This window comes from Mycobacterium rhizamassiliense (assembly GCF_900157375.1).
GTDB classification, from domain to species: domain Bacteria; phylum Actinomycetota; class Actinomycetes; order Mycobacteriales; family Mycobacteriaceae; genus Mycobacterium; species Mycobacterium rhizamassiliense.
Genome location: NZ_LT721901.1, coordinates 1,796,010 through 1,819,180 on the forward strand (window position 1 = coordinate 1,796,010; position 23,171 = coordinate 1,819,180).

Below are 23,171 nucleotides of genomic sequence, written 5' to 3' on the forward strand. Positions count from 1 at the left end.
GCGGATCGTCCCCAGTGACGGCTCAGTGACCAACTCAAAAACCCCGGCGCTCGTCGCCTGCGACGTCGACGGCACCCTGTTCAACGAAGACGAAGCCATCACCCCCCGTACGCGCGACGCCGTGCGGGCCGCCGTCGACGCCGGTGCCCAGTTCGTGGTGGCGACCGGCCGCCCGCCGCGCTGGATACGCCCCGTCGTGGATGAACTCGGATTCACCCCAATCGCGGTGTGCGCCAACGGCGCCGTGATCTATGACCCCGCGACCGACCGAGTGATCTCGACGCACACCCTGCCCGTCGACACCCTGGCCGAGCTGGCCGAGATCGCGGCGCGCGTCATTCCGGGCGCGGGGCTGGCCGTCGAGCGCATCGGCGCGCGCGCCCACGACACGGCCACTCCCCAGTTCGTCAGCTCGCCGGGCTACGAGCACGCGTGGCTCAACCCGGACAACACCGAGGTGTCCATTGCCGACCTGCTCAGCGCCCCGGCGATCAAGCTGCTGATCCGCAAGGCGGGAGCCCGCAGCGCGGATATGGCCGCCGAATTGGTCAAACACGTTGGTATTGAAGGCGATATCACCTATTCGACGAACAACGGGCTGGTCGAGATCGTGCCGCTGGGCATCAGCAAGGCCACCGGCATCGAAGAGGTCGCCAAGCCGCTGGGGATCTCCAGCGGCGAGGTGGTGGCGTTCGGCGACATGCCCAACGACATGCCGATGTTGGTGTGGGCCGGCCTGGGTGTGGCGATGGGCAACGCGCATCCCGACGTGGTGGCCGTCGCCGACGAGGTCACCGCGCCCAACAGCGACGACGGCGTGGCTCGGGTGCTGGAACGCTGGTGGGCCCGCGGCTAGGCCGGGGCCGGGTGCGCCGGTAGCGAGAAGTGTTCCGGCGGCACCGTCGGCCCGCTCTGCGATTCCGTCGACAGCACCGGCGTCGTGATGCCATCGATCACCTCGCTGACGTCGCCGGTGAGCCGGTTGTAGTTCAGCGTGCCGTGCTGGAAGTTCTGCGTAATCTGCAGCGGCTCTTGGAGTTCCGCGCTGGTGGGCAGACCGAGCGGTCCGCGCTCGTAGCTCTGCGACGCCCACGCGTCGTAGATCGCGCCGGTGACCGGCTGCGGTCCCGTCAGGGGCGACCAGTACATGGCGCCCTTGGCGAAGGTGGCGTAGCGGCCGTCGCCCTCGGTGAAGTCCTCCGGCGAAGTAGGCGCTCCCAGAACGCTATTCATGCCGCCGAGTGCCTGCCAGTGTTCGTAGATCGCCCCGCCCTTGAGCGCGTTGATCAGCTCCTCGGGCGGGTCGTTGACATGCGATGCGATGTCCCGGATTTCGTCCATCAACGCGTAGGCGGCGTTGCCCGGGCAGTCGGTGTTGCCGACGTCGCGGTGGGTGAAGATGGTCGGCAGCGTGGCGATGGCGCCGGCCGGGAAGGTGGTGTAGTGGCTACCGGCCGACTCCAATTGCACTATGCCCTTGGGGTCTACGCCGTCCATGCCCAGGCGCCAGCCCAGCAGCCGGCCCATCATGCGGAGCTGGATGGGGCTCGGTGGTGTGTCGTCGAAGTTGCCGATCATCGCCACACCCCAGGTGTTGCGGTTGAACCCGCCGGTGTGGAAGCCCTCGACGGCCTTGGTGAGGCCGCCCGCGCTGCCCTCGAACACCTGGCCGTACTTGTCGACCAGTGCGTTGTAGGCGATGTCGCACCACCCCAGCGTCTTGGCGTGGTAGGTGTAGATCGCCTTGACGATGCCGGCCGATTCCAGCGGTGAGTAGTCATTGCTGCCGGCGGTGTGGTGGACGACGGCGGCGCGAATCCCATTGTCGTACTGCGGAGAACCGCAGCGCAGCGACTCGTCGGCGCCCCATTCGGCCCGGCTGATGATGGCCGGCGGCTGGCCGGGCATGAGCACGCCCGCGGGCGGCGTCCAATGCGTCTCGTTCGGGGCTAGTGGCGGGGAGATCAGGATCGCGGAGATGTTCTGCCCGAAGGGCTGTTCCCGCGAGGCGGGCTTGTAGCCCAGATCGGGGCCTTGCGGTGTGGGGCGCAGCGATGCAGGCGGCGCGGTCGGGGTGGCGTCCAGCGGGCGGGTCACCGCGATCTGCACGATGGTGGTGGTGCCGACGAACACCGGATCGGTGCTGCGCGGGCCTTCGGTCGGCCCGGCAGGGGCGGCCACCGGCTGGCCGCCGGAGCGCACGCTGTCGGGCGCGGCGGTCTCGTACTCGGTCTGATACCAGGGCCCCCACGACCCGTCCGGATGCTTGGCGCGCACCCGGGTGGAGCTGCCGGCCAGGTCGCCGGTGAGCGCGACCAACGAGAACGGCGTGTTCTGGGTGATCTCGCGGACGGTGACGCCGGGCCCGAGCCCGACCAGCGGCTGCTCGGCAAGCTGGGTGTCGCGGGCCGGCGCCGAGCTGTGCACCTCGCGATCGCGCGTCAGGTCCGCCACCGCCGAGACGATGACCACGGTCGCCGCGACGGCGGTGAGCAACATCGTCGGGGCACGACTACGGGACGACACCAGCTGATGTTACGTGTGTTTCTAATGGTGTATATGAGGTGACACGTCGTTTACCTGACAAAAGTCCTGGGAAATGTTCGACGGCACCGCAGAGATCGGGACTCTGCGGTGCCGTCAGGTGACAGGACCCCCGAAGCGTTAGACGGGAGGCAGCGCCGGCGGCAGGGCCGCTGCCGCACCCGGAAGGGCGCCAGCGGCACCCGGCAGGGCACCCGCGACACCCGGCAGAGCGCCGGCGGCACCCGGAAGGGCACCCACAGCACCCGGCAGGGCCGCGCCACCGCGAGCCTGCATGATGGCCGGCATCACCAGGCCCTTGAGCAGGTCGATGGCCTGCCCGGCGCCCAGCTGGTTGGCGGCCTGCATCACGTCGCTGACAAGACCGCCACTTGCTCCGCTGCCGGCACCGCCGCCCGTGCCGATCGGCGAGGCGCCGCCCAGCGTCGACGGGTCGCCAAGGATCGGGTAAGTGCCTTCGGCACCCGGGTCGGCGCTGATGGGCACCTCACTGGGCCCGAACCCAGTGCCACCGGGGGTGAGGCCGGCCGGGCTGGTGAGCCCCGGGTTGGCCAGCGCCGGGTTCAGCCCGGCACCGGGCATTGTCGGCATCGCACCGGGCGTGGTCAGGCCGGGGGTACCGGGCATCCCCGGTGTACCGGGCAGACCCGGGTTCGACAGACCCGGGCTGGTCAGCCCCGGCGTGCCAAGGCCCGGGCTGGTGAGCCCCGGGGCACCCAGCGCCGGGCTGGCGCCGAGGCCGGGACTTGCCAACCCCGGCGTGCCAAGGCCCGGGCTGGTCAGCCCCGGCGTGCCAAGGCCCGGGCTGGTCAGCCCCGTGGTCCCGGTACCGCCGGCCAGGGCGGGAATCGGCGGCAGGTTGACCCCGAACTGCGACAGGCCCTGCGAGAGCGCGCCCATCAGTTCGTTGGGCAGGTCGGTCATGACCGCTGCCTGCTTGAACTCGTGGTGCTCGGGCGGCTTGGGAGCCGAAGTCGATTCGTAGACAAGGAAGTACGCGCAAGGACTCGCCACGGCCAGGGCGGCGACGGCGCTCATGGCTGTCGAAAGCTTGCGACGGCGTCGGTTCGGCACGGAAGTCTCCTCAATCTGTGTGTTCTGTCCGTGTGTCCCGCCGGTCGTATCCGGTGAGATCCACAGACTCGATGGTACGAGTGAGGTAGCTGTTACCAGAGTGGTGATATTGAATCGTGAGGTAATTGCGACCCTGCGCGTTACGTGCGATTCGAACCGCCGCAAACCAACCTTCACGTGCCCGAACCTCGGGTCCCCAGCCTCGCCAAATGGGTGTCGCCCGCGCCGTCGGATACCCTAAGCAACCGATGACCGCTCGTTATGACCTCCTCGTCGTCGGCTCTGGATTCTTCGGATTGACCATCGCCGAACGCGTGGCCACCCAACTCGGAAAGCGTGTGCTCGTCGTCGACCGGCGGCCGCACATCGGTGGCAATGCGTATTCCGAACCCGAGCCGCAGACGGGCATCGAGGTCCACAAGTACGGCGCACACCTGTTCCACACCTCGAACAAGAGGGTCTGGGACTACGTGGGCCAGTTCACCGACTTCACCGACTACAGGCACCGCGTCTTCGCGATGCACAACGGGCAGGCCTACCAGTTCCCGATGGGCCTGGGCCTGGTGTCGCAGTTCTTCGGCAGGTACTTCAGCCCCGACGAAGCGCGCCGGCTCATCGCCGAGCAGGCTGCCGAGATCGACACGGCGGACGCGCAGAACCTCGAGGAGAAGGCCATCTCGCTGATCGGGCGCCCGCTCTACGAGGCGTTCGTCAAGGGCTACACCGCCAAGCAGTGGCAGACCGACCCCAAGGAGCTGCCCGCGGCCAACATCACCCGGCTGCCGGTGCGCTACACCTTCGACAACCGGTACTTCAGCGACACCTACGAGGGCCTGCCGGTCAATGGCTACACCGCGTGGCTGAAGAACATGGCCGCCGACGACCGCATCGAGGTCCGGCTGGACACCGACTGGTTCGAGGTCCGCGACCAGCTGCGCGCCGAGAACCCCGACGCCCCGGTGGTCTACACCGGCCCGATCGACCGCTACTTCGACTATGTCGAGGGCCGGCTGGGCTGGCGCACACTGGACTTCGAGACCGAAGTGCTGCCCACCGGGGATTTCCAGGGCACGCCGGTGATGAACTACAACGATCCCGACGTGCCGTACACCCGTATCCACGAATTCCGCCACTTCCACGTCGAGCGCGACTACCCGACCGACAAGACGGTGATCATGCGGGAGTACTCCCGGTTCGCTGAGGACGACGACGAGCCTTACTATCCGATCAACACCGAGGCGGACCGCGCCCTGTTGGCCGCCTACCGGGCACGGGCGAAGACCGAGACGGGTTCTTCGAAGGTGCTTTTCGGTGGACGGCTGGGGACCTACCAATACCTGGATATGCACATGGCCATTGCGAGCGCGCTGAGCATGTACGACAACACCCTCGCGCCACACCTGCGCGACGGCGCCGCGCTCGCCGAAGAGGAAGGGCCGCGCGGATGACTGCCGTGAGCCTGCTGTCCCGAATCATCCTGCCGCGGCCGGGTGAACCGCTCGACGTACGCAAGCTGTACCTCGAGGAGTCGACGACCAACGCCCGGCGTGCGCACGCGGCCAGCCGCACCACGCTGGAGATCGGCAAAGAGTCCGAGGTCTCGTTCGGCACCTACTTCAACGCCTTCCCGGCGAGCTACTGGCGCCGCTGGTCGATCTGCACATCGGTGGTGCTGCGCGTCGAGCTGACCGGGACCGGACGCGTCGACCTGTACCGGACCAAGGCCACCGGGGTGCGGATCTCGGTGGAGGGCCGCCAATTCGTCGGCACCGACGAGCAGCCGGCCGTCGTCGAGATCGAGGTGCCGCTGAAGTCGTTCGAGGACGGCGGCTGGATCTGGTTCGACATCACCAGCGACACCGCGGTCAACCTGGTCAGTGGCGGCTGGTACGCGCCCGAGGCCGCGCCCGGCACGGCCAACATCGCCGTCGGCATCCCGACGTTCAACCGGCCCGGCGACTGCGTCAACGCGCTGGCCGACCTCACCGCGGATCCGTTGGTGGACAAGGTGATCGGCGCGGTGATCGTGCCGGATCAGGGCACCCGCAAGGTGCGCGACCACCCGGACTTCGCGGCGGCGTCGGCGGGCCTGGGCAATCGCCTGTCGATTCACGACCAGCCCAACCTCGGCGGCTCCGGCGGCTACAGCCGGGTGATGTACGAGGCGCTGAAAAACACTGACTGCCAACAGATCCTGTTCATGGATGACGACATCCGCATCGAGCCGGACACGATCCTGCGGGTGTTGGCGATGAACCGGTTCGCCAAGACGCCGACGCTGATCGGCGGCCAGATGCTCAACCTGCAGGAGCCGTCGCACCTGCACATTATGGGCGAGGTCGTCAACCAGGCGAACTTCATGTGGACCGCCGCGCCGCACGCCGAGTACGACCACGACTTCGCCGAATATCCGTTGGGCGACAAGAACGATCGCAGCGCGCTGCTGCACCGGCGCATCGACGTCGACTTCAACGGCTGGTGGACGTGCATGATCCCGCGTCAGGTCGCCGAGGAGCTGGGCCAGCCGCTGCCGCTGTTCATCAAGTGGGACGACGCGGAATACGGCCTGCGCGCCGGCGAGCACGGCTACCCGACCGTCACGCTGCCCGGCGCAGCGATCTGGCACATGGCCTGGAGCGACAAGGACGACGCGATCGACTGGCAGGCCTACTTCCATCTGCGCAACCGGCTGGTGGTCGCGGCCATGCACTGGGACGGCGACATCACCGGCCTGGTTCGCAGCCATCTCAAGGCGACGCTGAAACACCTTGCCTGCCTTGAATATTCGACGGTCGCGATCCAGAACCGGGCCATCGACGACTTCCTCGCCGGGCCGGAGCACATCTTCTCGATCCTGGAATCGGGCCTGCCGGAAGTGCATCGCCTGCGCAAGGAATACCCGGACGCCGTCGTGCTGCCCGCGGCTTCCGAGCTGCCGGCGCCATCGCACAAGACCAAGGCGATGAAGCCACCCGTGAACCCGGTGTCCATCGGCTACCGGCTGGCCCGCGGAATCCTGCACAACATGACCAAGGCCGACCCGGAAAGCCACGACCGCCCGGAGTTCAACGTGCCGACGCAGGACGCGCGCTGGTTCCGGCTGTGCACCGTCGACGGTGTCACCGTCACCACGGCCGACGGCTGCGGCGTGGTCTACCGGCAGCGCGACCGGCGCAAGATGGTCACGCTGCTGCTGCAGTCGCTGCGCCGCCAGCGTCAGCTGTTGGGCCGGTTCGACGAGATGCGGCGGGTCTACCGCGACGCGCTGCCGGTGTTGTCCAGCCAGCAGAAGTGGGAGACGGTGCTGTCCCCCGCAAGCGGGCGGTGCCCCCAGCCGTCCGCCGAGTCGCGACATGCCTGAACCGGCGGGGCCGCGCGGCGAAGTCGCCGCGCTGGTGGCCGTTCAGTCGTCGCTGGCCGGCCGCCCGGGGGTGCTGTCGACCGCGCGCGGCATGTCGCACTTCGGCGAGCACAGCATCGGCTGGGTCATCGTCGCGCTGCTCGGGGCGCTGCTGAACGAACGCCGTCGCCGCCAGTGGCTGCTGGCCGCGGCAGGCACCTTCGCCGCACATGCGGCCGCCGTCGTGGTCAAGCGGATCGTGCGGCGCAAACGCCCGCATGACCCGGCCGTCGCCGTCAACGTCGGCACGCCGAGTGCGCTCAGCTTCCCGTCCGCGCACGCCACGTCCACCACGGCCGCGGCGATTCTGATGGGCCGCGCCATCGGGGTGCCGCTCACCCCGGTGCTGGTTCCGCCGATGGCGCTGTCGCGGCTGGTGCTGGGCGTTCACTATCCCAGTGACGTCGTCTTCGGCGTGGCGCTCGGCGCCGGGGTCGCTCGGCTTGCACTCTGGCTCGATAGGAAGTCCAGATAGAGGTATGGCCGAAATGAGTGAAGACGTGGCGACCGGACAACCCCCGGCGAATTTGATCGTCGGCGTGGTCAAGGCGATGCGCCCGCGCCAGTGGGTGAAGAACGTCCTGGTGTTGCTAGCGCCGGTGGCCGCATTGGGCGGCCCGGTCCACTACGACTACGCCAAGGTGCTGATCGAAGTCTCGGTGGCTTTCGTGGTGTTCAGCCTAGGCGCGTCGTCGATATACCTGATCAACGATGCGCGCGACGTCGAGGCCGACCGCGCCCACCCCACCAAGCGGTTCCGGCCGATCGCGGCCGGCGTGGTGCCCGAATGGCTGGCCTACGCGCTGGCGACGCTGCTGGGGGTGGCCTCGCTGGCCATCGGTTGGTGGCTCACGCCGAACCTGGCGCTGGTGATGGCCGTCTACCTCGCCATCCAGCTGGCCTACTGCTTCGGGCTCAAACACCAAGCGGTGATGGACATCTGCATCGTGTCGTCGGCATATCTGATCCGGGCCATCGCCGGGGGTGCGGCGACGAATATCCATCTGACGCAATGGTTTTTGCTGATGATGGCGTTCGGCTCGCTGTTCATGACGGCCGGCAAGCGCTACGCCGAGCTGCAACTCGCCGAGCGCACCGGCGCCAAGATCCGCAAGTCGCTGGAGAGCTACACCAGCAGCTACCTGCGATTCGTCTGGACGCTGTCGGCCACCGCGGTGGTGGTCTGCTACGGGCTGTGGGCCTTCGACAAGGAGCACGGCGAGGCGAGCTGGTTCGTGGTGTCGATGGTCCCGTTCACGATCGCGATCCTGCGCTACGCGGTCGACGTGGACGGCGGGCTGGCCGGCGAGCCCGAGGACATCGTGCTGCGCGACCGGGTTTTCCAACTGCTGGCGCTGACGTGGGTCGCGACCATTGGTGCCGCCGTTGCCTTCGGCTAACCCCGGTCTGGAGGCCATCAAGCGCGAGGTGATGCGCCGCCGGCCGGTGGTTCGGCGGGCGCGGCGGCCGTTCCCGTACGACCGGGTGGTCCGGATCAGCCTGGGCATCAGCGTGGCGCTGATCGTCCTGCTGTTCGGTTGGGGCGCGTGGCAGCGCCGCTGGATCGCCGACGACGGGCTGATCGTGCTGCGCACGGTGCGCAACCTGCTGGCCGGCAACGGGCCCGTCTTCAATCAGGGCGAGCGGGTCGAGGCCAACACCTCCACGGCGTGGACCTACCTGATGTATTTCGGCAGCTGGGTCGGCGGGCCGATCCGGATGGAATACGTGGCGCTGACGCTGGCCCTGGTGCTGTCTCTGCTGGGCGTGGCCCTGCTGATGCTGGGCGCCGGCCGCCTGTACGCGCCCAGCCTGCGCGGTCGCAAGGCGATCATGCTGCCGGCCGGGGCGCTGGTCTACATCGCGCTGCCGCCGGCGCGCGACTTCGCCACGTCGGGCCTGGAAAGCGGGCTGGCGCTGGCCTACCTGGGCTTGTTGTGGTGGCTGATGGTCCGCTGGTCGCAGCCGGTGCGCAACCGTCCGGACAACGACGTGTTCAACGGCGTGCTGGCCTTCGTCGCGGGGTGCAGCGTCCTGGTCCGGCCCGAGCTGGCGCTGATGGGCGGCCTGGCGCTGATCATGATGCTGGTCGCGGCCCGGACCCTGCGCCGCCGCGTGCTGATCGTGGTGGCCGGGGGCTTCCTGCCGGTCGCCTACCAGATCTTCCGGATGGGCTACTACGGCCTGCTGGTGCCCGGCACCGCCCTGGCCAAGGACGCCGCGGGCGACAAGTGGTCGCAGGGAATGATCTATCTCGCGAATTTCAACGGGCCCTACGCGCTGTGGGCGCCGGTAGTGCTCCTCGTGCCACTGGGATTGCTGTTGATGGCGACTCGGCGGCGGCCGTCGTTCCTGCGCCCGGCCGAGTCGCCCAACTACGGCCGGCTGGCCCGCGCAGTGCAGTCCCCGTCGGCGGCGGTGGCCTTCGTCTTGGTCAGCGGGCTGCTGCAGGCCCTGTACTGGACGCGCCAGGGCGGCGACTTCATGCACGCCCGGGTGCTGCTGGCGCCGCTGTTCTGCCTGCTGGCTCCAGTCGCGGTGATCCCGGTGGTGCTGCCGCAACGCATGGACTTCCGGCGCGACTCCGACGGTCTGCTGGCGGCCGCGGCCGGCGTGCTCTGGCTGGGGATCGCGGGCTGGTCGCTGTGGGCGGCGAACTCGCCCGGCATGGGCGACGACGCCACCCACGTGAGCTACTCCGGCATCGTCGACGAGCGGCGCTTCTACTCGCAGGCGACCGGGCACGCCCACCCGCTGACCGCGGCCGACTACCTCGACTACCCGAGGATGGCAGCCGTCCTGACCGCGCTGGACAACACCCCCGAGGGCGCGTTGCTGCTGCCGTCGGGCAACTACACCCAGTGGGATCTGGTGCCGATGGCGCAGCCCGCGCCGGGCAGCCCCCAAAAGCCGCAGCACGCAGTGTTTTTCACCAATCTCGGAATGCTGGGCATGAACGTTGGGCTCGACGTGCGCGTGATCGACCAGATCGGCCTCGCGAATCCCCTTGCGCAGCACACTCAACGGCTGACGCACGGCCGGATCGGGCATGACAAAAACTTGTTCCCGGACTGGGTGATCGCCGACGGTCCGTGGGTGAAGGTGTACCCGGGCATCCCGGGCTATTTGGACGCGAACTGGGTGGCCCAGGCCGTCGCCGCGCTGCAATGCCCCGAGACGAAGTCGATGCTGGCCTCGGTACGTGCGCCGATGAGCGTGCACAGGTTCGTGTCAAACTTCTTGCACTCCTTCACATTCACCGGCTATCGGATCGATCGGGTGCCGCTTTACGAGCTCGCCCGGTGCGGGCTGCCGATACCCGAACCGAGCCCGCCGCCGCCCCGCGAATGAGGTTGCAAGGGAAATTTGGGCAAACAGCCGCGTGCGCATTTCAGCGCCGTGACCAAATATTGACAGAAACATCACATTTCGGTGCTCACCACTGGTGATGACCCCCGGGTACATGCGGAAATGTCGTTCTGCTCGGCAATGTTTGAAATGAAATCCATTGGGTACGTGAGGCCATTGGGTCTTTGCCCGGTCTCCTCGATGCGAGGCGACGGCCGATCGTGTGGTTGACTCTGACTCACGAACGCTGCTGCGCACAGATCGCATGCAGTTCGACCTAAATCAACGACGCGCCTTCATGAAGGGTGCGCCGAAAGGATGAGGAAGCAAAGAATGACGTTTGTTGACAGGTTTCGCGGCGCCGTGGCACGCACGCCACGCCGACTCTTGGTTGGAGCCGCCGGCGCGGCCCTGCTTTCGGGTCTGATCGGCGTCGTGGGTGGTCCGGCGACCGCAGGGGCGTTCTCTCGCCCGGGTCTGCCGGTTGAGTACTTGCAGGTTCCGTCGGCCGCCATGGGTCGCGACATCAAGATCCAGTACCAGAGCGGTGGCGCCAACTCTCCCGCCCTGTACCTGCTGGACGGCATGCGCGCCCAGGACGACTTCAACGGCTGGGACATCAACACCCCCGCCTTCGAGTGGTACAACCAGTCGGGCATCTCGGTCGTGATGCCGGTCGGTGGCCAGTCCAGCTTCTACTCGGACTGGTACGCGCCCGCCTGCGGTAAGGCCGGTTGCACCACCTACAAGTGGGAGACCTTCCTGACCAGCGAGCTGCCGCAGTACTTGTCGGCCAACAAGCAGGTCAAGCCGAACGGCAGCGCCGTGGTCGGTCTGTCGATGGCCGGGTCGTCGGCGCTGATCCTGGCCGCCTTCCACCCCGACCAGTTCCCGTACGCCGGCTCGCTGTCGGCGCTGCTGGACCCGTCGCAGGGCATGGGCCCGTCGCTGATCGGCCTGGCCATGGGCGACGCCGGTGGCTACAAGACCAAGGACATGTGGGGCCCCAAGGAGGACCCGGCCTGGCAGCGCAACGACCCGTCGCTGCAGGTGGCCAAGCTGGTCTCGAACAACACCCGCATTTGGGTGTACTGCGGTAACGGCAAGCCGTCCGACCTCGGTGGCGACAACCTGCCCGCCAAGTTCCTGGAGGGTTTCGTCCGCACCAGCAACCTGAAGTTCCAGGACGCGTACAACGCGGCCGGCGGCCACAACGCCGTGTGGAACTTCGACGCCAACGGCACGCACGACTGGCCGTACTGGGGCGCGCAGCTGCACGCCATGCTGCCTGACCTGCAGTCGGCGCTGGGCGCCACGCCGGGCGCTGGCCCGGCCACGGCCGCCGCCGCGCCCGCCCAGGGCACCTAAACCGGTAGCCGAAAGCATTACCGCCAACGGCGGCGTCCCCTAGGGGCGCCGCCGTTGGCCGTTGCTGCGCCGAGTGTGGCCTATTTCACTACCCTGCGGATCTGCCCGGTTGCGCGCCTGGTTATCGTTCTGACAGCGATCAGACGATGGAGGGTGGACATGAGGGGTGTACGGAGTCTGTCGATACTGCTGCGGATGTTCTGCGTTGCCGCGCTCTCGCTCGGAGTGGGCGGCGTCGCGGTGGGCGCGGGAACGGTCGGCAAGGCCAGGGCGGCGGGGTACGAGACGCTGATGGTGCCGTCGGGCGCCATGGGACGGTCCATCCCGGTGGCCTTCCTGGGCGGCGGGCCGCATGCGGTGTATCTGCTGGACGCCTTCAACGCAGGCCCGGACGTGAGCAACTGGGTCACCGCCGGTAATGGGATGAACACCATGGCCGGCAAGGGGATCTCGGTGGTGGCCCCGGCCGGCGGCGCGTGGAGCATGTACACCAACTGGGAGCAGGACGGCAGCAAGCAGTGGGACACCTTCCTGTCCAGCGAGCTGCCGGACTGGCTGGCGGCGAACAAGGGGCTGGCGCCCGGCGGCCACGCCGCGGTGGGCGCGTCGCAGGGCGGCTACGCCGCGATGGCGCTGGCCGCCTTCCACCCGGACCGCTTCGGCTTCGCCGGCTCGTTGTCCGGGTTCCTCTACCCGTCGAGCACCAACTACAACGGCGCGATCCTGGCCGGCCTGCAGCAGTTCGGCGGCGTCGACGGCAACGGCATGTGGGGCGCGCCGCAGCTGGGTCGGTGGAAGTGGCACGACCCGTACGTGCACGCGTCGCTGTTGGCGCAGAACAACACCCGGCTGTGGGTGTGGAGCCCGACCAACATGGGCGGCGACGACGCCGCGATGATCGGCCAGGCCGGCGCGGCGATGGGCAGCTCGCGGGAGTTCTACCAGCAGTACCGCAACAACGGCGGGCACAACGGGCACTTCGACTTCCCGGGCGGCGGTGGCAACGACTGGGGCTCGTGGTCGGGTCAGCTGGGCGCTATGTCCGGCGACATCGTCGGCGCCATCCGGTAGCGCGCGACCCCGCTAGCAGGCCGGACGGCGACATTCGCCGAGCCGGTACCGTGTAGGCAGTGCAGCAGAGGGCATCACGGCCGCTTGACTGCTATCGAAGCTGCGACCCACCGACTCTGCTAGCAGGAGAACATGCCCACCCCAAAAACCGGCAGAAGCACGAAGACGGCGAAAGCCCGAAACAAACAGCGCCGGGTCCTGGCGTGGGGAGCGGCGCTGTCGATGGCCGCCGTCGTACTGCTGGTGATCGTCGCGGTGGTGACCATGTTGCGCAGCACCGAGGCGCCGCCCAGCGCGGTGCCGTCGAGCATCATCCCGCCGTCGTCGTCATCCAGCCACCCGCACAAGCCGCGCCCGGCGTCGCAGGACGCGTCCTGCCCCGACGTGCAGATGATCATCATCCCCGGCACCTGGGAGTCGTCGCCGCAGGACGATCCGCTCAACCCGGTGCAGTTCCCGAATGCGCTGCTGCACAAGGACACTCTGGCGATCGCCCAGCAGTTCCCGTCCTCGCGCGTGCAGACGTACACGGTGCCCTACACGGCGCAGTTCAACAATCCGCTGGGCGGCGTCAAGCAGATGTCGTACAACGACAGCCGCGCCGAGGGCACCAAGGCTGCGGTCCAGGCGTTGACGGACATGAACACCAAGTGCCCGCTGACCAGCTATGTGCTGCTGGGGTTTTCGCAGGGCGCGGTGATCGCCGGCGACATCGCCAGTGACATCGGCAACGGGCGTGGGCCCGTCGACGACGACCTGGTGCTCGGCGTGACGGTGATCGCCGACGGCCGTCGCCAGGAGGGCGTGGGCAAAGACGTCGGCCCCAACCCGCCGGGCGAGGGCGCCGAAGTGACCCTGCACGAGGTGCCGGTGCTGGCCGGGCTCGGCCTGACCATGTCCGGCCCGCGTCCCGGTGGTTTCGGTGACCTCAACGACAAGACCAACGAGATCTGCGCACCGGGCGACCTCATCTGCGCGGCCCCGCAGGAGGCGTTCAGCATCGCGAACCTGCCGAACACGCTGAATACGCTGGCAGGCGGCGCGGCGCAGCCGGTGCACGCGCTGTATGCCACGACACAATGCTGGGCCCTGGACGGGGCTCCGGCGACGGATTGGGCGCTGAATTGGGCGCGCGGGCTCATCGAGAACGCACCGCATCCCAAACATGGGTGACATGGCCGCAAGGTAGGCCGGTACCGGGGGAAATCAGCGGTACCTTGTGATTTGGTCTGCCGCGCACCGCCCCTTAACATTAAGAGAAAATTAAGAGCATCAGAGTTTGGTGGTTCCCGATCGGGTAGAGGTCTCACGGCCTGCGCAAAGCTGTGCCGTGCAGGGATCGCGCGCGGGGAGATCGTCGGCGACGCCGACACCAGGACCGTCGGTGTAGCTGACCGGCGGTTTTAACAGGAGAGGGCGGCAATGGCGTACCACAACCCATTCATCGTGAACGGAAAAATCAAGTTCCCGGAGGGCACGAACCTGGTTCGTCACGTCGAGAAGTGGGCCAAGGTTCGCGGCAACAAGCTGGCTTATCGGTTCATCGACTACTCGACCGAGCGCGACGGTGTCTATCGCGACATCGTCTGGTCCGAATTCAGTGCCCGCAACCGCGCCATCGGGGCTCGCCTGCAGCAGGTCACCCAGCCCGGTGACCGCATCGCCATTCTGTGCCCGCAGGACCTGAACTACCTCGTCGCCTTCTTCGGCGCGCTGTATTCCGGCCGGATTGCGGTGCCGCTGTTCGACCCGGCCGAGCCCGGTCACGTCGGCCGGCTGCACGCCGTGCTCGACGACTGCACCCCGTCGACGATCCTGACCACCAGCGACTCCGCCGAAGGCGTCCGCAGGTTCATCCGGGCCCGTTCGGCCAAGGAACGGCCCCGCGTCATCGCCGTCGACGCGGTGCCCACCGAGGTCGCCTCGACCTGGGTGGAGCCCGAGGCCGGCGAGAACACCACCGCCTACCTGCAGTACACGTCCGGCTCCACCCGCACACCGACCGGCGTGCAGATCAGCCATCTGAACCTGCCCACCAACGTGCTGCAGACGCTGGTCGCCCTGGAAGGCGCCGAAGGCGACCGCGGCCTCATGTGGCTCCCGTTCTTCCACGACATGGGCCTGATCACGGCGCTGTGCGCCCCGGTGCTCGGCCAGAGCTTCACCTTCATGACGCCCGCCGCGTTCGTGCGCCGGCCCGGCCGATGGCTCCGCGAACTCGCCCGCAAGCCCGGCGAAACCGGCGGCGTCTTCTCGGCCGCCCCCAACTTCGCCTTTGAACACGCAGCCGTCCGCGGCCTGCCCCGCGACGACGAGCCGCCCCTGGACCTGAGCAACGTCAAGGCGATCCTCAACGGCAGCGAGCCGGTGTCGCCGGCATCGATGCGTAAGTTCTACGAGGCGTTCGCGCCCTACGGTTTGCCGAAGACGGCAATCAAGCCGTCCTACGGTCTGGCCGAGGCGACACTGTTCGTCTCCACCACCCCGCCGGAAGAGGAGCCAAAGGTCATCCACGTCGACCGCGACGAGCTGAACAACCAACGCTTCGTCGAGGTGGCTCCCGACGCACCGAACGCCGTCGCTCAGGTATCCGCGGGAAAGGTCGGCGTCGACGAATGGGCTGTCATCGTCGACCCCGACACCGCCAGCGAGCTGCCGGATGGGCAGGTCGGTGAGATCTGGTTGCACGGCAACAACCTGGGCGGTGGCTACTGGGGCAAGGAAGCGGAGACCGCCGAGGTTTTCCATAACATCCTGAAGTCGCGCGTCGGCCAATCGCACGCGGAGGGTGCCGCGGACGACGGGCTCTGGGTTCGCACCGGCGACTACGGCACTTACCAGGACGGCCACCTCTATATCGCGGGCCGCATCAAAGACCTCGTCATCATCGACGGCCGCAACCACTACCCGCAGGACGTCGAGTACTCGGCGCAGGAGGCCAATAAGGCGCTGCGCACCGGATACGTGGCAGCCTTCTCCGTCCCGGCCAACCAGCTTCCCCAGGCGGTGTTCGACAACCCGCACGCCGGGCTCAAGTTCGATCCCGACGACACCTCCGAGCAGCTGGTGATCGTCGCCGAGCGCGCCGCAGGTACGCACAAGCTCGACTATCAACCCATCGCCGACGACATCCGCGCGGCCGTCGCCGTTCGGCACGGGGTCACCGTCCGTGACTTGCTGCTGGTGTCCTCGGGGTCGATTCCCCGTACCTCCAGCGGCAAGATCGGCCGTCGCGCCTGTCGGGCGGCCTACCTCGACGGCAGCCTGCGCAGCGGTGTCGGCTCCCCGGACACCTTTGCCAAGTCCACTGACTGAATTCAGGAACCATGTCTGACACAGAATCTGACCTGCCGGACAACTTCGAAGACGCGCCCGCAGACGGCGAGGTGCCCGCCAGCAAGACCGACATGCGCGCCGGCGACGATGCAGAGCGAAGCGATGAGGAGGAGCGGCGCACTTTAACGGTCCCCGAGATGCGGCAGTGGTTGCGCAACTGGGTGGGCAGGGCCGTCGGGCAGTCGCCCGACGCGATCGACGAGTCCGTTCCGATGGTGGAGCTGGGCCTGTCGTCGCGCGACGCCGTGGCGATGGCCGCCGACATCGAGGACATGACCGGTGTCACGCTGTCGGTCGCGGTGGCCTTCCAGCATCCGACCATCGAGTCGCTGGCCACCCGCATCATCGAGGGCGAACCCGATCGCCCCGACGACGATCTCGACGGCGCCGACTGGACGCGCACCGGCCCGGCCGAGCGTGTCGACATCGCGATCGTCGGGTTGTCGACCCGGCTGCCCGGCGACATGAACAGCCCGGACGAAACCTGGCAGGCCCTGATGGAGGGCCGCGACGCCATCACCGACCTGCCCGAGGGGCGCTGGTCGGAGTTCCTCGAAGAGCCCCGGCTGGCCGCCCGCGTCGCGGCCGCCCGCACCCGCGGCGGCTACCTGAAGGACATCAAGGGCTTCGACTCCGAGTTCTTCGCGGTCGCCAAGACCGAGGCCGACAACATCGACCCGCAGCAGCGGATGGCGCTGGAGCTGACGTGGGAGGCGCTCGAACACGCGCGCATCCCGGCGTCCAGCCTGCGCGGCGAGGCCGTGGGCGTCTACGTCGGCTTCACCAACAACGACTATGGCTACCTTGCGATCTCGGACCCGACCATCGCGCACCCCTACGCGATCACTGGTAACTCGACGGCCATCATCGCCAACCGGGTGTCGTACTTCTACGACTTCCGCGGCCCGTCGGTCGCCGTCGACACCGCCTGCTCGAGCTCGTTGGTGGCGACGCACCAGGCGGTGCAGGCGCTGCGCAACGGCGAGTGCGACGTGGCCGTCGCCGGTGGCGTCAACGCGCTGATCACTCCCGCGGTCACGCTCGGGTTCGACGAGATCGGCGCGGTGCTGGCCCCCGACGGCCGCATCAAGTCCTTCTCCGCCGACGCCGACGGCTACACGCGCTCCGAGGGCGCCGGCATGCTGGTGCTCAAGCGGATCGACGATGCCCGCCGCGACGGCGATCAGATCCTGGCCGTCATCGCCGGTAGCGCCATCAACCACGACGGCCGGTCCAACGGCCTGATCGCCCCCAACCAGGACGCGCAGGCCGAGGTGCTGCGCCGGGCCTACAAGGACGCCGGCATCGACCCGCGCACCGTCGACTACATCGAGGCGCACGGCACCGGCACCATCCTCGGCGACCCGATCGAGGCCGAGGCGCTGGGCCGGGTGGTCGGCCGCGGACGCCCCGCCGATCGGCCGGCGCTGCTCGGCGCGATCAAGACCAACATCGGCCACCTGGAGTCCGCCGCCGGGGTGGCCGCCATGGCCAAGGTGGTGCTGGCGCTGCAGCACGACAAGCTGCCGCCGTCCATCAACTTCGCCGGGCCCAGCCCGTACATCGACTTCGACGGCATGCACCTGAAAGTCATTGACACCGCGACGGATTGGCCGCGCTACGGCGGTTACGCGGTGGCCGGGGTGTCGAGCTTCGGCTTCGGCGGGGCCAACGCGCACCTGGTGGTGCGCGAGGTGTTGCCGCGTGACGTCATCGAACGCGAGCCGGAGCCCGAGGCCGCGATCATCGCGCCGGGCGATGCCGCCGCGGACCCGGCCGACGCGCCCGCCCTGGAGGGCCACGCGCTGCGGTTCGACGAATACGGCGAGATCATCACCGACGAGTATGCGGCCGCCGAGCCGGCCTACGAGCTGCCCGGCGTGACCGAAGAGGCGCTGGAACTCAAACGAGTCGCGCTGGAAGAGCTTGCTGCACAAGAGGAATCGGAGCCGACCAAGCCACTGATCCCGCTCGCGGTGTCGGCGTTCCTGACGTCGCGCAAGAAGGCCGCGGCCGCCGAGCTCGCCGACTGGATGGAAAGCCCGGAGGGCCAGGCGTCGTCGCTGGAGTCCATCGGGCGCGCGCTGTCGCGGCGCAACCACGGGCGTTCGCGCGCGGTGGTGCTGGCCCACGACCACGAGGAGGCCGTCAAGGGCCTGCGCGCGGTCGCCGAGGGCAAGCAGCGGCCGAACGTGTTCAGCGTCGACGGCCCGGTGACCAACGGCCCGGTGTGGGCGATGGCCGGTTTCGGCGCGCAGCACCGCAAGATGGCCAAAAGCCTGTACCTGCGCAACGAGGTATTCGCGGAGTGGATCGAGAAGGTCGACGCGCTGATCCAGGACGAGCGCGGCTACTCGGTGCTCGAGCTGATCCTGGACGACTCGCACGACTACGGCATCGAGACCAGCAACGTCACCATCTACGCGATCCAGATCGCGCTGGGCGAGCTGCTCAAGCACCACGGCGCCAAACCCGCTGCGGTGGTGGGGCAGTCGCTGGGTGAGCCCGCGTCGGCCTACTTCGCCGGCGGCTTGTCGCTCGAGGACGCCACCCGCGTGATCTGCTCGCGCTCGCACCTGATGGGCGAGGGCGAGTCGATGCTGTTCGGCGAGTACATCCGGTTCATGGCGATCGTCGAATACTCCGCTGACGAGCTCAAGACGGTGTTCGCCGACTTCCCCGACCTCGAGGTGTGCGTCTACGCCGCGCCCAGCCAGACCGTCATCGGCGGCCCGCCCGATCAGATCGACGCGATCGTCGCGCGCGCGGAATCCGAGGGCAAGTTCGCCCGCAAGCTGCAGACCAAGGGCGCCGGGCACACCTCGCAGATGGACCCGCTGCTCGGCGAGTTCTCCGCGGAGCTGCAGGGCATCAAGGCCCTGACCCCCAACATCGGCATCTTCTCGACCGTGCACGAGGGCACCTTCGTCAAGCCCGGCGGCCAGCCGATCCACGACGTGGACTACTGGATCAAGGGCATGCGGCATTCGGTGTACTTCACCCACGGCGTCCGCAACGCCGTCGACAGCGGGTACACCACCTTCCTCGAGCTGGCACCAAACCCGGTGGCGCTCATGCAGATTGGACTGACCACCGCGTCGGCCGGGCTGCACGACGCGCAGCTGATCGCGACGCTGGCCCGCAAGCAGGACGAGGTCGAGTCCATGGTCTCGACCATGGCGCAGCTCTTCGTCTTCGGCCACGACCTGGACATCCGGACGCTGTTCAGCCGCGCCATGGGCCCGCAGGACTACGCGAACATCCCGCCGACCCGGTTCAAGCGCAAGGAGCACTGGCTCGACGCGCACTTCGCCGGCGACAGCTCGGTCCTGATGCCGGGCAACCACGTCGCGCTGCCCGACGGCCGCCACGTGTGGGAGTTCGCGCCGCGCGAGAAGACCGACCTCGCCGCGCTGGTGCGCTCCGCCGCGACGGCGGTGCTGCCGGACGCGCAGCTGACCGCCTCGGAGCAGCGGGCGGTGCCCGGCGTGGGCGCCCGGTTGGTGACGACGCTGACCCGGCACCCCGGTGGCGCGTCGATCCAGGTGCACGCCCGCATCGACGAGTCCTTCACGCTCGTCTACGACGCGCTGGTCACCCGGGGCGGTTCGGCCGCCGTGCTGCCCGCCGCGGTCGGTGCGGGCACCGCGATCGCCGAGGGCACGTCCGACGCCGGTGCGCCCGCCGCGCCGATCACGACGGGTGTGGTCGACGATGACGACGCCGAGACGCTGTCGGACAGCCTGACCAACCGCTACATGCCGGCCGGAATAGGAAGGTGGTCAGCGGATTCGGGAGAGACGATCCCCGAACGGCTGGGCATGATCGTCGCGGCGGCGATGGGCTACGAACCCGAGGACCTGCCGTGGGAGGTCCCGCTGATCGAGCTGGGCCTGGACTCGTTGATGGCGGTGCGGATCAAGAACCGCGTCGAATACGACTTCGACCTGCCCCCAATCCAATTGACGGCCGTGCGCGACGCCAACCTGTACAACATCGAGCAGCTGATCGAGTACGCGGTCGAACACCGCGACGAGGTCCAGGAGCTGGCCGAGCACCAGAAGACGCAGACGGCCGACGAGATCGCCCGGGAGCAGGCGCAACTGCTCAGCGGCGCGACGCCGGCCTCGGTGGCGGCGCCGGCCCCTGACCCGCAGGCGGAGCCGGACCCGCAATCGGCCCCACCGCCGGCATCGGACATCCCGATTCCGCCGCCGCCGACCGATCCGTCCGGCCCGAAGACGAACGGCGCCAACGGGACCCAGCCGAATCTGGCCGGGGCGGCGGATGCGCTCAGCCAGGAGGCCGTCGCCAAGGCACTGAATTCCGATGTGCCGCCGCGCGATGCGGCCGAGCGGGTCGCGTTTGCCACGTGGGCGATCGTGACCGGCAAGTCCGCCGGCGGCATCTTCAACCCGCTGCCCAAGGTGAACGAGGAGACCGCCGCCAAGATGGCGCAGCGGCTCTCCGAGCGCGCCGAGGGCCCGATCACCGCCGAGGACGTGCTGACCTCGGAGACCATCGAGGCGCTGGGCGAGAAGGTCCGTCAGTACCTGGAGTCCGGTCAGATCGACGGCTTCGTCCGCACGATCCGGCCGCGGGCCGAGGGCGATGCCAAGGCGCCGGTGTTCGTGTTCCACGCCGCGGGCGGTTCGACGGTGGTCTACGAGCCGCTGCTCAACCGGCTTCCGGCGGACACACCGATGTACGGCTTCGAGCGCGTCGAGGGCACCATCGAGGAGCGCGCGACGCAGTACGTGCCGAAGCTGATCGAGATGCAGGGCGACGGGCCTTACCTGCTGGCCGGCTGGTCGCTGGGCGGGGCGCTGGCCTACGCCTGCGCGATCGGGCTGAAGCAGCTGGGTAAGGACGTCCGATTCGTCGGGCTGATCGACACCGTGATGCCCGGCGAAGAGATCCCGCAGACCCAGGAGGAGACCCGCAAGCGCTGGGCCCGCTACGCCCGGTTCGCCGAGCGGACGTTCAACGTGGAGATCCCAGCGATCCCGTACGAGCACCTCGAGTCGCTCGACGACGAGGGTCAGGTCCGGTTCATCCTGGACATCATCAGCCAGAGCGGCGTGCAGATCCCCGGCGGGATCATCGAGCACCAGCGCACGTCGTACCTGGACAACCGGGCGCTGGAAACCGCGGAGTACCGGTCGTACGACGGGCACGTCACCCTCTACATGGCCGATCGTTACCATGACGACGTGATTGAGTTCGAGCCTCGTTTCGGCATTCGCAAGCCGGACGGTGGCTGGGGCGACTACGTGGCGGACCTCGAGGTCGTGCCGATCGGTGGCGAGCACATCCAGGCCATCGACGAGCCGATCATCGCGAAGGTCGGCGCCCACATGTCCCAGGCGCTGGACACCATCGAGGCCGACCGCCACCGGACAAGTGAGGTAGGCAAGTAGTGACGGACACCGCCCCGGCTCCCTCCCCCCACAGCGCCGCCGAGAAGCTGGCCGATCTGCGTCGCCGCCTTGAGTTGGCCAAGGAGCCCGGCGGCGAGAAGGCCGCAGCCAAGCGGGACGCGAAGGGCATCCCCAGCGCACGCTCGCGCATCCACGCACTGGTCGACCCGGGGACCTTCCTGGAGACCGGGGCGCTGGCCAAGACGCCGAACGACCCCAACGCGCTCTACGGCGACGGCTGCATCACCGGGCATGCCATGATCGACGGCCGGCCGGTCGGGGTGTTCTCGCACGACCAGACGGTGTTCCAGGGCACGGTGGGCGAGATGTTCGGCCGCAAGGTGGCCCGGCTGATGGAGTGGTGCGCGATGGTCGGGTGCCCGATCGTCGGCATCCAGGATTCGGGCGGCGCCCGCATCCAGGACGCGGTCACTTCGCTGGCGTGGTATGCCGAGCTGGGCCGCCGCCACGAGGCGCTGTCCGGCATCGTGCCGCAGATCTCCCTGATCTTCGGCAAATGCGCTGGGGGAGCGGTGTATTCGCCGATCCAGGACGACCTGCTGGTCTCGGTGCGCGATCAGGGCTACTTCTTCGTCACCGGGCCCGACGTGATCCGCGAGGTCACCGGCGAGGACGTGACGCTCGACGAGCTCGGCGGTTCCGATGCCCAGGCCCGCAACGGCAACATCCACCAGGTGGTGGACTCCGAGGCCGGGGCGTTCCAGTACGTGCGCGACTTCCTGTCGTTCCTGCCGTCCAACTGCTTCGACAAACCGCCGACCATCAATCCCGGGCTGGAGCCCGAGATCACCCCCACCGACCTGGAGCTCGACGCGATCGTCCCGGACTCCGACAACGCGGCCTACGACATGCACGAGATCCTGCTGCGCATCTTCGACGACGGCGACTTCCTGGATGTCGCCGCGCAGCACGGGCCGGCCATCATCACCGGGTTCGCCCGGGTGGACGGGCGTCCTGTCGGCGTGGTCGCCAATCAGCCCATGTACCTGGCCGGGTCCATCGACAACGAGGCCTCCGACAAGGCCGCCCGGTTCATCCGGTTCTGCGACGCGTTCGAGCTCCCGCTGGTTTTTGTGGTGGATACGCCCGGATTTCTGCCGGGTGCCGAGCAGGAGAAGAACGGCATCATCAAGCGCGGCGGCCGGTTCCTGTACTCCGTCGTCGAGGCCGACGTCCCGAAGGTGACGATCACCATCCGCAAGTCCTACGGCGGCGCCTACGCCGTGATGGGCTCGCGGCAGCTGACCGCCGACTTCAACTACGCCTGGCCCACCGCGCGCATCGCGGTGATCGGCGCCGAGGGTGCCGCCCAGCTGCTGATGAAGCGCTTCCCGGACCCGACCACGCCCGAGGCCCAGCAGATCAAGAAGGACTTCATCGAGGGCTACAACGAGAATATGGCGATCCCGTGGACCGCCGCCGAGCGCGGCTTCATCGACGCGGTCGTCGACCCGCACGACACCCGGCTGCTGATCCGCAAGTCGCTGAAGCTGTTGCGGGACAAGCAACTCTGGTTCCGGGTCGGACGCAAGCACGGGCTGATCCCGATCTAAGGACCCGGCGCCGGTCCTGCGCGTAGGGGGAAACGC

14 protein-coding genes are annotated in these 23,171 nt (G+C 68.3%); 12 read left to right on the forward strand and 2 right to left on the reverse strand.

Annotated features, from left to right (window positions below; genetic code table 11):
- Positions 1-25: 25 nt before the first annotated feature.
- Positions 26-856, forward strand: a complete 831-nt coding sequence (locus tag MRAB57_RS08700; RefSeq protein WP_077087201.1) for a Cof-type HAD-IIB family hydrolase — start codon at positions 26-28, stop codon at positions 854-856.
- Here MRAB57_RS08700 and MRAB57_RS08705 read toward each other — a convergent pair.
- Positions 853-2,526 carry an LGFP repeat-containing protein gene (locus MRAB57_RS08705; RefSeq protein ID WP_245835879.1) on the reverse strand — a complete coding sequence of 558 codons (1,674 nt, stop codon included), beginning with the start codon at positions 2,524-2,526 and terminating at the stop codon, positions 853-855. The genes MRAB57_RS08700 and MRAB57_RS08705 overlap by 4 nt on opposite strands.
- A 138-nt stretch (positions 2,527-2,664) precedes the next feature.
- Complete coding sequence (locus MRAB57_RS29120; protein ID WP_245835880.1) at positions 2,665-3,618, reverse strand: PirG; 954 nt, start codon at positions 3,616-3,618, stop codon at positions 2,665-2,667.
- Between the two features lie 248 nt (positions 3,619-3,866).
- On the opposite strand from MRAB57_RS29120, the gene glf reads away from it, so the two are divergent.
- The 11 genes from glf to MRAB57_RS08770 all read left to right on the forward strand — a co-directional run bounded on the left by glf (position 3,867) and on the right by MRAB57_RS08770 (position 23,135).
- On the forward strand, positions 3,867-5,066 hold the full coding sequence (gene glf, locus MRAB57_RS08720) for a UDP-galactopyranose mutase (RefSeq protein WP_077087205.1): 1,200 nt from the start codon (positions 3,867-3,869) through the stop codon (positions 5,064-5,066).
- Positions 5,063-6,979 carry a glycosyltransferase gene (locus MRAB57_RS08725; protein ID WP_077087206.1) on the forward strand — a complete coding sequence of 639 codons (1,917 nt, stop codon included), beginning with the start codon at positions 5,063-5,065 and terminating at the stop codon, positions 6,977-6,979. Before glf ends, MRAB57_RS08725 begins: the two co-directional genes overlap by 4 nt.
- The gene (locus MRAB57_RS08730; RefSeq protein WP_077087207.1) at positions 6,972-7,493 is read left to right on the forward strand and encodes a phosphatase PAP2 family protein; all 522 of its coding nucleotides are present in this window, start codon (positions 6,972-6,974) and stop codon (positions 7,491-7,493) included. The genes MRAB57_RS08725 and MRAB57_RS08730 overlap by 8 nt, the downstream gene beginning before the upstream one ends.
- A 13-nt stretch (positions 7,494-7,506) precedes the next feature.
- Positions 7,507-8,418, forward strand: coding sequence for a decaprenyl-phosphate phosphoribosyltransferase (locus MRAB57_RS08735; RefSeq protein WP_077090487.1), 912 nt, complete (start codon positions 7,507-7,509; stop codon positions 8,416-8,418).
- Positions 8,405-10,369 carry a terminal beta-(1->2)-arabinofuranosyltransferase gene (gene aftB, locus MRAB57_RS08740; protein ID WP_281254370.1) on the forward strand — a complete coding sequence of 655 codons (1,965 nt, stop codon included), beginning with the start codon at positions 8,405-8,407 and terminating at the stop codon, positions 10,367-10,369. The genes MRAB57_RS08735 and aftB overlap by 14 nt, the downstream gene beginning before the upstream one ends.
- 330 nt (positions 10,370-10,699) lie before the next feature.
- On the forward strand, positions 10,700-11,734 hold the full coding sequence (locus MRAB57_RS08745; protein WP_077087209.1) for an esterase family protein: 1,035 nt from the start codon (positions 10,700-10,702) through the stop codon (positions 11,732-11,734).
- 159 nt (positions 11,735-11,893) lie between these two features.
- The gene (locus tag MRAB57_RS08750) at positions 11,894-12,805 is read left to right on the forward strand and encodes an esterase family protein (RefSeq protein WP_077087210.1); all 912 of its coding nucleotides are present in this window, start codon (positions 11,894-11,896) and stop codon (positions 12,803-12,805) included.
- A gap of 132 nt (positions 12,806-12,937) precedes the next feature.
- Entirely contained in the window at positions 12,938-13,978 is a 1,041-nt protein-coding gene (gene culp6 / locus MRAB57_RS08755; protein ID WP_077087211.1) for a carboxylesterase Culp6, read from the forward strand.
- 249 nt (positions 13,979-14,227) lie between these two features.
- Positions 14,228-16,120, forward strand: a complete 1,893-nt coding sequence (gene fadD32 / locus MRAB57_RS08760) for a long-chain-fatty-acid--AMP ligase FadD32 (RefSeq protein ID WP_077087212.1) — start codon at positions 14,228-14,230, stop codon at positions 16,118-16,120.
- Between the two features lie 92 nt (positions 16,121-16,212).
- Positions 16,213-21,561 carry a polyketide synthase Pks13 gene (gene pks13, locus MRAB57_RS08765; RefSeq protein ID WP_077090488.1) on the forward strand — a complete coding sequence of 1,783 codons (5,349 nt, stop codon included), beginning with the start codon at positions 16,213-16,215 and terminating at the stop codon, positions 21,559-21,561.
- Complete coding sequence (locus tag MRAB57_RS08770) at positions 21,561-23,135, forward strand: acyl-CoA carboxylase subunit beta (RefSeq protein WP_077087213.1); 1,575 nt, start codon at positions 21,561-21,563, stop codon at positions 23,133-23,135. The genes pks13 and MRAB57_RS08770 overlap by 1 nt, the downstream gene beginning before the upstream one ends.
- Positions 23,136-23,171 lie beyond the last annotated feature (36 nt).